Source organism: Actinomadura parmotrematis (assembly GCF_019458805.1).
GTDB lineage: Bacteria > Actinomycetota > Actinomycetes > Streptosporangiales > Streptosporangiaceae > Spirillospora > Spirillospora parmotrematis.
In genome coordinates, this window is the sequence record NZ_JAIBOA010000017.1 from 1 (window position 1) to 11951 (window position 11951).

The window sequence follows — 11951 nt, forward strand, 5'->3', positions numbered from 1 at the left end:
CCCCGCCGACGACGTCGAGGCCGTCCTCGACGACCCCGAGGAGATGCACCTGCGGCTGCTCTACCGCGACGAGCGCCGCTACGCCGCCGGCCGCAACGTCGCCGTGCACGCCGACGCCGCCCCCGGCAGCCGCACCGCGCACCGCCTCACCACCACCTGGCTGCCCGTCCACGAGGTCCCCGCCACCGAAGCGCCCCAGGGCCCCGGCTCGCCCCTCGCCGCCGCCGAACTGTCCATGGACGCCCTCGCCGCCGCCACCCGCGACCAGCTCCGCACCGGCCTGCAACCCCTCGTCGACGGCTACGAGGAATGGCTCGACCTGCGCGCCGCGCAGATATCCGGCCTGCCCGAACCCCTGCGCCCCACCGCCGAGACCGCCATCGCCGAGGCCCGCCGCGCCGCCGCCCGCATCGCCGCCGGCATCGACCTGCTCTGCGACCCCGGCGCCCCCTGGCACGCCGAAGCGCTGACGGCGTTCCGGTTCGCCAACCGGACCATGGCGCTCCAGCGCCGCAATACCCAGCTCGTGCCGCTGCGCGAGCAGGGCGCCGGACACGCCGAGGGCGCCGCGCGGGTCGCCGCCCGCGGCGCCGCCGCGGCGAGCTGGCGGCCGTTCCAGCTCGCGTTCGTCCTGCTGAACCTGCCCGCCCTCACCGACCCCGGCCACCCCGAACGCGCCGCCGACCACGAAGCCCTCGTCGACCTGCTGTTCTTCCCCACCGGCGGCGGCAAGACCGAGGGCTACCTCGGCCTTATCGCCTACACCCTCGGCATCCGGCGCCTCCAGGGCGTCCTCGGCACCGGCGAGGACGCCCGCGACGGCACCGCCGGCACCGCCGTCCTCATGCGGTACACGCTGCGGCTCCTCACCGCCCAGCAGTTGCAGCGCGCCGCCGCCCTCGTCTGCGCCGCCGAGGTCCTGCGCCGCGAGGACCCCGCCACCTGGGGCGGCGAACCGTTCCGCATCGGCCTGTGGGTCGGCGCCGGCGTGTCGCCCAACTGGTTCGAGCAGGCCCGCGAGCAGATCGTCGAGGCCCGCGACTCCGGCCGCGGCCACCGCGCCAACGTCCTGCAGACCCTCGCCTGCCCCTGGTGCGCCGAACCCCTGGACGCCGCCCGCGACCTGCACATCGACGACGACCGGCGGCGCGTCCTGCTGTACTGCCCGCGCGGCGAGGGCACCGGCGCCTGCCCGTTCTCGCGCCGCGCCGCGCCCGGCGAGGGCCTGCCCATCCTCACCGTCGACGAGGAGATCTACCGGTACGCGCCGAGCCTGGTCATCGCCACCGTCGACAAGCTCGCCCAGCTGCCCTGGCAGGGCTTCGCCGGCATCCTGTTCGGCCGCGCCCGCAGCCGCTGCCCCCGCCACGGCCTGCGCCACGACGACCTCGACGAGCGCACCACCTGCGCCGGCCGGCACCACCGCAAGGGCGGCCTGCCCGCCGCCACCGCCGGCCCCGTCACCCGGCTGCGGCCCCCCGACCTGGTCATCCAGGACGAGCTGCACCTCATCTCCGGCGCCCTCGGCACCTCCGTCGCGCTGTTCGAGGCCGCCGTCGCCGAACTGCTGTCCTGGCCCCACGAGGGCACCCGCACCGGACCCAAGATCGTCGCGTCGACCGCGACGACCAAACGCGCCCGCCAGCAGGTCCGCGGCGTCTTCGGCCGCGGCCTGGCCGTCTTCCCGCCCCAGGTCATCGACGCCGGCGACACCTTCTTCTCCCGGCGCACACCCGTCGACGACCGCCACCCCGGCCGCCGCTACCTGGGAGTGTGCGCGCACGGCGTCCGCCTGAAGTCCGCCGAGATCCGCCTCGCCGAGATCCTGCTGCTCGCCGGGCAGACCCTCTTCGACGCCCACGGCGCCGCCGCCGACCCCTACATGACCCTCGTCGGCTACTTCAACGCCACCCGCGAGCTCGCCGGCATGCGCCGCTACCTCGACGACGACGTCACCACCCGCGTGCGCCGCCACGGCCGCGCCAAGGGCCTGTCGGACCGCATCGCCACCGCCGGCGGCATGCTCATCGTCCAGGAACTCACCTCCCGCATCTCCTCCGGCGACATCAGTGACGTCCTCAAGAGCCTGGAACGCTCCTTCGACCCCGACCTCGACACCGCCCGACGCCGTCGCGACGCCCCCGCCGAGCTCGCCCGCCACCGGCAGGCCGTGCGCGCCGCCAAGTCCGGCGAGCGGCCCCCGCCGCTCCACCCGATCGCCGACCGGTTCGGGCACCGCCGCCACGACCAGCGCGAACCCGTCGACGTCGTGCTCGCCACCTCCATGCTCCAGGTCGGCGTCGACGTCTCCCGCTTCGGCCTCATGGCGATGATCGGCCAGCCCAAGAACACCGCCGAGTACATCCAGGCGTCCTCGCGCGTCGGCCGCGACCCCGCCCGCCCCGGCCTCGTCGTCACCCTCTACAACTGGTCGCGCCCCCGCGACCTCGCCCACTACGAGGACTTCGAGCACTACCACGCCACCTTCTACCGGCAGGTCGAGGCCCTCTCGGTCACCCCCTACGCCCGCCGCGCCCTGGACCGCGGCGCCGCCGGCATGCTCGTCGCCGCCGTCCGCCAGTCCGCCGAGGACCGCTCCCGCAACCGCGACGCCTACGACGTCGACCTGTCCGCGCCGCCCGTGCGCGACATCGTCGCCCGGTTGCTGGACCGCGCCGAGGCCGTCGCCCACCGGCGCGGCCGCGACTACCTCCAGGAACGCGTCAAGGTCGTCTTCGACGAGTGGCAGGCCCGCAAGGACGGCGGCACCGCCCGCCTCGGCTACCGCGACGGCACCTGGAACCAGCAGACCCTCACCGGGCTGCTCGCCCCCGCCGGCAACGGGCGCTGGGGCGACCTCACCGTCGGCATGTCCATGCGCGAGACCGAGAACGAGATCAACCTGCTGCTCCCCGCCGGCGACTCCCTCTACCGGCCGCTCCACCACCAGCCCGACTGGTCGTTCGGACCGCCCGCCGACACCGACGACGAGCCCGCCGGCGACGAGCTCGGCGAGTCCGCCCTCGACGGCAAGGGAGCCTGACATGACCGGCACCGCCTTCCACCACCGCCGGGTCGGCAGCGTCCGCCCCAGCCACCTGATGTTCACCGGCGGCGTCGGCGCCCTCGTCGACCTGCCGAACTTCTCCGTCCTCGTCAAGGGCCTGGACGACTGGCGGCCCGACACCGTCCCCGGCGGCGTCGCGCCCATCGCCGAGCCCCGCCTCCTCGCCGCCGTCCAGGCGCGCCTCGGCCCCGGCGTGCAGAAACTGCTGCCCGCCCCCTGGCTGGAGGGCCTGGACGCCGACCCCAAGGGACCCGCCGCCCGCGTCGGCGTCCCCGTCGCGCCGTTCCCCAACTGGTTCCGCTGCACCTACTGCAACGAGCTCGGCGCCCTGGACTCGCGCGTGTTCGCCTTCCAGAACCCGCAGCCGCGCCGCCCCCACGAGGCCAAGTTCGTCCACGACAAATGCCGCAAGCGCGGGCAGCCGCCGCTCGCCGTCGCCGCCCGCTTCGTGCTGGCCTGCACCAACGGCCACCTCGACGAGTTCCCCTACGCGCACTTCGTGCACCGCGGCGGGCCCTGCCCCGAGGCCACCCACCCCCGGCTGCGCATGGACGACCGCGGCGGCAACCTCGGCGCCAACGTCGAGATCGCCTGCGTCAACTGCGGGCAGCACCGCAACATCCGCGACGCCCAGGGCAAGCGCGGCGAGCAGAACCTGCCGCGCTGCCGGGGCCGCCACCCCCACCTCGGCGAGTTCGACGTCAAGGGCTGCGCCCAGGCCCCCAAACTGCTGGTCGTCGGCGCCTCCAACCAGTGGTTCGCCCAGACCCTGTCGGCCCTCGCCGTCCCCAAGACCGACGCCGGCCTGCTCGACACCCTCGTCGAACGCCACTGGAAGGCGCTGTGGAACCTGTCCAGGGACACCTACGCCTGGGCCCGCGACAACGACGTGCCGGCCTTCGTCGACCTCAGACGCTGGAGCGATGAGGAGATCCACGAGGCGGTCGAGCGCCACCGCGCCGAGAACGACGACGGCGACGGCGGCTCCGCCCGCCCCAGCCCCCTGGACCTGCACACCGCCGAATGGCAGGTGTTCTCCGCCGCCCGCCTGCCCGACCCCAGCGAGGACTTCGTCCTCCGCCGCGACCTGGACGGCGTCCCCGCCGCCCTCACCGACGTGTTCACCGACGTCGTCCAGGCCGAACGGCTCCGCGAGGTGCGCGCCCTCACCGGCTTCACCCGCCTGGACGCCCCCGACCCCGAGGACCCCGACCTGGTCACCAACGTCCGCCTCGCCCGCTCCAGTCCCACCTGGGCCCCGGCGAGCGAGGTGCGCGGCGAGGGCATCTTCCTGCGGCTGCCCGAGGACGTCCTGCGGGACTGGGAGGAACGGGTCCACGCCTCCGCCTCCGACGCCCTGCCGCGCCACCGCGGCGCCTACGCCGCCCACCGCGCCAACCGCTTCTCCGACCGGATCGCCACCTCCGCCGACTTCGACGACATGGCGGGCTGGCCCGGCCTCCGCTTCCTCGCCCTGCACACCCTGTCGCACCTGCTCATCCGCACCATCGCCCTGGAGTGCGGCTACAGCTCCGCCAGCCTGTCGGAACGCATCTACAGCCCCACCCCCGAGGACCCCGAACGCGCCGGCATCCTCATCTACACGGCCGTGCCCGACGCCGACGGCACCCTCGGCGGCCTCGTGTCGCTCGCCGAACCCGCCGAGCTCGTCCGCCTCACCCGCCGGGCGCTCACCGGCGCCCTGCATTGCTCCTCCGACCCGCTGTGCGCCGACCGGCTGCCCAACCCCCCCGACGAGGACGTCCTGCACGGCGCCGCCTGCCACGCCTGCCTGTTCGTGTCCGAGACCACCTGCGAGCGCGGCAACAAGTTCCTCGACCGGCGCTTCGTCGTCCCGATCGGCGACCCCGACCTCGCCCTCTACCCGGAACTGCCGTGAGGGCCCCGCTGGAGCGGTTCGCCGCCGCCGCGGAGGGACCGGCCCTGCGGCTCGGCCCGTCCCGGCTGCGGACCCTCGCCGCCCGCATCGCCGGCCAGCGCACCTACGGGCTGCGCGACGCCGTCCCCGGCTTCACCGCCGACGTCGACGCCCTCCTCGCGGCGTCCGACCAGGAGGACCTCGAACCCCAGGCCGTCGCGGCCTACCTGCTCGGCGTCGCGGCCGCCCTCGCCCACCAGGGGGCCGCCGTGCGGGTCGAGTCGGTCTGGAGCGGCCCCACCAGCCACGCCGTGCCCGTCCGCGCCACCGTCCGGGCGCTCACCGAGCTGGTGGACCGCGCCCGCCGCGAACTGCTGCTGATGACCTACTCCGCCAAGCCCTACCCGCCGCTGCGGCAGGCCCTCGCCGCCGCGACCGGGCGCGGCGTCACCGTCCGGGCCGTCGTCGAGACGCTGCAGGGCGCCGGCAGCGCCCTGTCCGGAGACGAGCCCGCCGCCGCGTTCCAGGACACCGGCACCGAGCTGTGGCACTGGCCCGTCGACCGGCGCGCCGCCGCCAAGGACAAGATGCACGCCAAGATCGCGGTGGGGGACCGGCGGGAACTGCTGGTCAGCAGCGCCAACCTGACCCATTCCGGAATCGGCGGCAACCTGGAGGCCGGGCTGCTCGTCCGCGGCGGCAGCGCCCCCGAGCGCGCCGCCGAGCACTTCGACGCGCTGCGCGCCGAAGGCGTCCTGCGGCGCCTCTGATCCACCCGCGGAGGGGTTTCGGGCCGTTCGCGCGTTACGGGAGGAAGGGCGGGCGAACGGTGGTTGAATGCTGGAGGAAATCGGGGCCGGTCGCATTCTGACCGACGGAGGGGCGACGCCGTGACCATCATCGCCGACCGCTACGAGCTGGACCGCTACAAGCTCGGCCCCGGCGGCATGGGCATGGTGTACGGGGCGCTCGACCGCGTCCTCGCCCGCCGGGTGGCGGTCAAGCTCCTGCGGCCCCCCGCTGGCCCCGACGCCGAGACGGCCGTCAAACGGTTCCGGCGCGAGGCGCGGGCGGTCGCCGGCCTGAACCACCCCGGCGTCCCCGCCCTCTACGACATCGGCCGCCAGGACGGCGGGGAGTTCGCCGACTGCCCCTACCTGGTCATGGAGCTGGTCGGCGGCGCGCCCCTGTCCACCCTGCTGGACGAGCACGGGAGGCTGCCGGTCGGCTGGGCGGCGGCGCTCACCGCCCAGGCGTGCGCGGTGCTCGACCACGCGCACGGGAGCGGGCTCGTGCACCGCGACCTCAAACCGCAGAACATGATGGTGACGCCCGACGGGGCGCTGCGCGTCCTGGACTTCGGGCTGGCCGCCATCGTGGCGGGCGACGACTCCGGCCGGCTCACCGGCACCGGCCAGTACCCCGGCACCCTCGCCTACATCGCCCCCGAACGCTTCGACGCCGGCTGCGAACCCGACCCCGCCTGCGACCTGTACGCGCTCGGCGTCATCCTGTACGAGGCGCTGAGCGGCGCCAACCCGTTCGCCGCGAACGACATCCCGGCGGTGATCAGAGCGCAGCTGGAACGGGTCCCCCCGGCGATCGAGGACGTGCCCGGCGAGCTGGACCGCCTCGCGCGGGCGCTCCTGGAGAAGAAACCCGGCGACCGGCCCGGATCGGCCGCCGAGGTCTACCGGCTGCTCGTCCCGCACCTCGGGACGCTGTCGCCGCTCGCCCGCGACATCCGCGCCGGCGCGACACCGCAGCGCATGTACGCGGCGGTGCTCGCCCGGACGCCCGGCGCCGCTGCCGCCGGCGCTCCGGCCGGTGCGCCGCTCGCGGCCGCGGTGCCGCGGCAGGACGGTCCGCCCGCCGTGACCGAGGCCGTCAGCCTGGGCGACCTCGTCCGCGCCCGCCGCCACGCCGACCGGCTCGTGCGCGAGGCGCGCTACGACGAGGCGGCCCGCGCGCTCGGCAACCCCCTGCCCCCCGCCGCCGACACCTTCGGCGCCGACCACACCGCCGTGGTGGAACTGCGTGCGCATTTGGCCGACGCGCAGCTCCGGGCCGGCGAGTACGCCGCCGCGACCGAGACCTACGGGGCGCTGGCCGAGACCACCGCCCGGCGCGACGGGCCCGAGGACCCGCAGGCCCTCGCCCACCGGTTCCAGGAGGCCAACTGCCTCGCCCTGGCGGGCGACCGCGCCGAGGCGCTGGACCTGCTCCGCGGCCTGCTGGCCGACGAGACCCGCTGGTACGGCCGGACCGACGAGCGCGTGCGCGACCTGCGACGCAAGATCTTCCTGCTGGAGGCGGCGGCGACGGATCGCTGACCGCTTCCCTCGGTTGTGAATCTGATTGACACAAGTTCATGGCATTGACTCATGGAATGTCTTTCTTGTGTTACGTTGGCCCTCTTGTCGCGCCAGTACGGGAGGCCGTATGGGAGCAGCGCACCGCTGTGCCGGATGTGGCGAGGGTCCGGCGCCTTACCGAGCAGAGCTCGCCGAGGACCGCGCGGAGGCCGCCTGCGCGGCGGCCCTGGACCTCATCGAAGCCGCCGACCTGCGGAAGGTGCTGCGGCAGGCACCGCCGAAGATCCAGCGCCACTTGCTGTCCTACCTGCACCTGCGGGACTCCAAGAAGGTCACCGACCGGATCGCCGAACAGCTGCTGCGAGCCGTGCGCGGCGGCGACCCCCGGCGCCGCGCCGCGCTGGACGAGATGCTCGCCAGCCCCGTCCGGCACGCCCTGTCCAACGCCGAGGGCCGCACCGCGGCCGACTGCGCTGCCCTGCTGGAAGGACGCGCCCCCGACGTCCCCGCCGGGCAGGTCTCCTGGCTCCTGCACCCGTCCTTCTGGGACCAGCCGCTGCCGATCGTGCGCTGGCGCCTGGCCCGCGGGCTGCGCGACAGCCTCCCGCTGAGCGCGCTCGCGCTCGGCCTGCTCGTCGCCGACGCCGACGTCCTCGGCGACGCCGGCCAGGCCCTGCGCGAGGCATGGACCGCGCTCCGCGCCGACCACCCCGAACTGCCCCGCGACCCCGCCGGCATCGAGCAGGCGCTGGCCGGGCCGCTGGACGCCGTCGTCGTCACCCACGCCCACCTCGACCACTGCGGCTACGTGCCCGCCCTCGTCGCCCGGCGGCCCGGGCTCCGCGTCATCGCCACCCCCGAGACCGTCCGCCTCATGCCGGTGATGTGGGCCGACAGCGTCAAGGTGATGCGCGGCCGCGACCGCGACCGCACCCGCTGGGGCCTCGCCGAAGCCGGCGCGCTCTACGACCACGCCGACCTGGAGGACGCCGCGCGGAGCTGCGAGGAACTGCGCTTCGGCGCGGCCCGCCGGATCGGCGAGCTGACCGTCGAGCTGTTCCCCGCCGGGCACATCCTCGGCGCGGCCGGCGTCGTCGTGCACGCCGGCGGCGACCGCGCCGTCATCACCGGCGACATCTCCGGCTTCCGCCAGGAGAGCGTCGACGGCTACGCGCTGCCGGACGCCGCCCGCGGCGCCGGCCTGCTGGTCATGGAGAGCACCTGCTGCACCGAGGAGCACCGCGGCCGCGACGCGCGCGTCGGCGACCTCGTCCGCGCCGCGCGCGAGGTCTGCGACGGCGGCGGCCGGGTGCTCGTCCCCGCTTTCGCGCTCGGCCGCGCCCAGGAGATCGCCCTCATCCTGCGCCGCCACCTGCCGGGCGTCCCGGTCCGCATCGACGGCATGGCGCGCGAGCTCAGCGAGCTGTTCGAGGCATCGACCGCCGGCACCGACCACCCGCTGGAGATCTTCGGCGGCGGCGTCGCGCCCGCCAACCGGCCCGCCGACCTGGACTCCTTCCGCCGCAGCGTGGTCATCACCACCTCCGGCATGCTGACCGGCGGCCCCGCCGTCCAGTGGGCGCGGCGCATCCTGCCCGACCCCGGTAGCGCCCTGTTCGTCTCCGGCTACCAGGACGAGGAGTCGCCCGGACGCGCGCTGCTGCGGCTCGCCGGCGAAGGCGGCGGCGCCTTCACCCTCCCCGACCACGGCGGCGACGTCACCGTCCCCGTCCGGGCCAGGGTCGAGACCATGCGGCTGTCCGGGCACGCCGACCGGGCCGCCCTGCTGGACATCGCCGACGAGGTCGCCGCCCGCGAGATCATGCTCGTGCACGGCCTGCGCGGCCGGCAGCGGCGCTTCGGCGAGGTCCTGGAGATGCGCGGCCACGACGTCCGCGCGACCGGGGCCTGGCGGGCGGGCTGACGGCCCGCCCGCCAGGCCGCTACTCGGCGTCCTCCTCGCCCTCCAGCGGCAGTACGTACTCCTGCGCCTTGACCGCCAGGTGCAGCGGCAGCGGCAGGTGCAGCGCCTGCCGGTAGTCCGGCGGCTGCCGCAGATGGTGCGCCGCGAACGCCAGCGCCTCGGGGACGTCGCCGGCGTCCTCGTGGCAGCCGAGCACCGCCAGCTCCACCAGGTCGGGGTTCCAGCCGACCTTGTCGGTATCCCGCGTCATCCTGCCCGCGTTGGCGCCCATCGTCAGGGCGCGCGGGGCGAGCTTGTCGCCCTGCACCGCCGAGGACTTGAACTGCTCGGGCTTCGGCGTGGTGCTCCAGAACACCCGGTCGCCGCCACCCCGCCACAGGTGGGCGGCCAGCCCGTTCGGTCCGGCCGCGGAGTTCACCCCCCACCACTCGGCCGTCTCCCGGCCCGCCCTGGTGCGGACGCGGACGAGCCGCAGGTCCGGGTCCAGCCGGCGGGCCGGCGCGTGCCCGGTCTTCACCCGGTCCCGCTCCACCACGCCGTCCTGCAGCCACGTCCAGTGCGACCGGGCGTTCTGCGCCGAGGCCAGCAGAAGCGTCGGCGCGTCGCGCAGCGACCGCTGCATCTTCTGCAGCCAGGACTCGGTGGCGCGGCGCTGCTCGTCCATCGCCGTCCAGTACGACGGGCGCGGGGTGTCGTCCTCGTCGTCGGCGGGCGGCAGCTCGGCCTGCCCGGCCAGCTTCAGCAGCAGCCGCGGGTAGGGGATCCACCGGCCCGCCCCGGCGTCCCAGCCCTCGATCACGGCGGGACCCGCACCGTCCCCGCGCGGAGTCGCCCTGACTCCCACGGGGGCGTAGGCGGCCTGGCGGGTCCGGCTCTTGGCGCTCTTGCACACCATCCACACCGCCGCGTACCGCAGGCCGTCCGGCGCCCCGGCGGTCCGCGCCGGGACCGAGCGCGCGCCGAGCTGGCGCAGGCCGTCGTCCCACGCCATCAGAGCGCGCTCGGCGACGGCCTTCTCCTTGTCGGCGCCCTTGGTGCCCACCGGGACCTGGACGAACTGGGTCAGCAGCCCCGCGCGGGCGAATCCGAGCCGCAGCGCGAACTTGGGGTCGTGGTCGCGGGAGGCGAACCCGTCACGGTGACCGATCTCCACGACGGCCAGCGCCGGAACGCCGTCGGCCGCGATGTCGGGCACCGCCCCGCCGAGGAACTCGGCCGCCTCCTCGCGGCGCGCGCGAACCGCCGTCTGCAGCGCGGCCCGCGCCGCCCGCCCGCCCTCGGGCAGCGCCAGGTCGCCGGCGAGCGGGCCCGGCAGCGGGTACCGGCGCAGCCGCACCCGCACCTCCGGCGTCCGCCACACCAGCTCGTCGCTGCCACGCGCGGCCGGACCGGGGTCGCGCAGGCCGAGCAGTTCCATGAGCGCCGCCGACGCGGCGTCGCGCATCCGCTCGGTCTGCCAGTACAGGCGGACGTCCAACGCCTCGGCCCCGAGTTCGGCGACCGCCACGGCCGCCGCCGCGCGCGCACGCGCGGCACGGTCGGCCTTGGCCGCCTTCCCCGGCGGGCCGCTGTGGCCGAGACGGGTGCGGGCGAGCGGCGGAGCCGGCCGCAGCTCCGCCGGCAGGGCCTGCTCCGCCCAATCCACGAGCTGCGACCGCTGGTGCGACATCAGACCGGGCGCGACCCCGTGCCGCCCCATCGCGGTGCTGTGCACCACCGCGGCGCGCATGCCGTCGACCAGCCACCGCTCCGGCTCGGCGGCGATCTCGGCGGCCACCGGGAACCGGCCCGCCGCGTCGACGTCGTGCAGGATGCGGGCCGGGCCGCCGTCCGCCCAGTCCGGACCCCACCGCCCGGTCAGCGGATCGCGGCGCCGGGCGAGCCGCGCCACCGCGAACCGCTCGGCCTGCGGCGCCCCGGGCAGCCACGGCACGTCCGGCCGCAGCAGGACCGTGGCCTTGCGGCCGAACGGCAGGTGCAGGTGGCCCGACGCCGCACCGACGCGCGTCGCCCACCGGCGGATGCCGCAGTGCAGGTGGAAGCGCGGCAGCGGGTCGAACGGCACGGTGTGCAGGGTGATGTTCAGGTAGACCGAGAACCACCAGGTCCGGTCGCCCGACTCGTACGGAAGCGGCTGCGACACCAGCTCGGCGCCCTTGTCGGCGGTGGTGCGCGGCACTGCGCGGAAGCGCAGCGCGCCGCCGTCGTAGTCGAACGGCGGTAGCTCCAGGACGCGGCGGGCCAGCCAGTCGGGCGACAGCGTGAACTGGTGGTGGTGCGGCGCCGCCGTGCCGCCGGTCGAGCGGGGGCACGCCAGCAGCTCCGGCTCGGCCGGCACCCAGGCGGGCGGTTCGGCGTCCAGCCGCGCTCGGGCCTCCCGCAGGGCGGCACGGTAACCGGGATCGTCCGCCAGACCCGGGCGCAGGTCGCGCAGCCAGGCGTTGCGCAGCACCGCGAAGACCGGCGGCGGCAGCGCTGGCGTGCCCTCGGGGGCGTACAGCCACGCCACGGGTGCGCTCTCCTTGGCGCGCGGGCGCGCCATCACCCGCAGGTCGGGGGCGAAGGTCTGGAGGACCTGGTCCATGCGGCGGGTCGGCGCCGTCCGCCACGGCTCGGCGTCCGCCGGCCGGCCGTGGTTGCACAGGTCCAGGACGGCGTCCCGCCACTCCTCCGGGAACGGCAGCGCGTCGTAGCGCCGCACCACGGAGGCGTCGGGGGAGACCGGCAGCCAGGCGGCGGTCCTGATGGTCGGATAAGCGGCCACGG

At 75.7% G+C, this 11951-nt stretch carries 6 protein-coding genes; 5 read left to right on the plus strand and 1 reads right to left on the minus strand.

Going from position 1 to position 11951, the window contains the following annotated elements; translation table 11 throughout:
* From drmA to K1Y72_RS24490, 5 genes are all read left to right on the plus strand, one after another.
* The coding region (drmA, locus tag K1Y72_RS24470) for a DISARM system helicase DrmA (RefSeq protein ID WP_220168802.1) at positions 1 to 3043 on the plus strand (3043 nt) is incomplete at its 5' end.
* Between the two features lies 1 nt (position 3044).
* Positions 3045 to 4967, plus strand: coding sequence for an MrfA Zn-binding domain-containing protein (gene drmB / locus K1Y72_RS24475; protein WP_220168803.1), 1923 nt, complete (start codon positions 3045 to 3047; stop codon positions 4965 to 4967).
* Entirely contained in the window at positions 4964 to 5716 is a 753-nt protein-coding gene (drmC, locus tag K1Y72_RS24480) for a DISARM system phospholipase D-like protein DrmC (protein WP_220168804.1), read from the plus strand. The genes drmB and drmC overlap by 4 nt, the downstream gene beginning before the upstream one ends.
* A 120-nt stretch (positions 5717 to 5836) precedes the next feature.
* Positions 5837 to 7279 (plus strand): serine/threonine-protein kinase, encoded by a 1443-nt coding sequence (locus K1Y72_RS24485; RefSeq protein WP_220168805.1) that lies wholly within the window; start codon positions 5837 to 5839, stop codon positions 7277 to 7279.
* A gap of 109 nt (positions 7280 to 7388) precedes the next feature.
* Positions 7389 to 9185, plus strand: a complete 1797-nt coding sequence (locus K1Y72_RS24490; protein ID WP_220168806.1) for an MBL fold metallo-hydrolase — start codon at positions 7389 to 7391, stop codon at positions 9183 to 9185.
* Positions 9186 to 9204: 19 nt separating this feature from the next.
* Here the strand turns inward: K1Y72_RS24490 and K1Y72_RS24495 are convergent, their stop codons facing one another.
* Positions 9205 to 11949, minus strand: a complete 2745-nt coding sequence (locus K1Y72_RS24495; protein WP_220168807.1) for a pPIWI_RE module domain-containing protein — start codon at positions 11947 to 11949, stop codon at positions 9205 to 9207.
* Positions 11950 to 11951: the final 2 nt, after the last annotated feature.

Coding starts and splice junctions, on each gene's coding strand:
- drmB (WP_220168803.1), top strand. CDS start 3,045: ATGACCGGCACCGCCTTCCACCACCGCCGGGTCGGCAGCGTCCGCCCC.
- K1Y72_RS24490 (WP_220168806.1), top strand. CDS start 7,389: ATGGGAGCAGCGCACCGCTGTGCCGGATGTGGCGAGGGTCCGGCGCCT.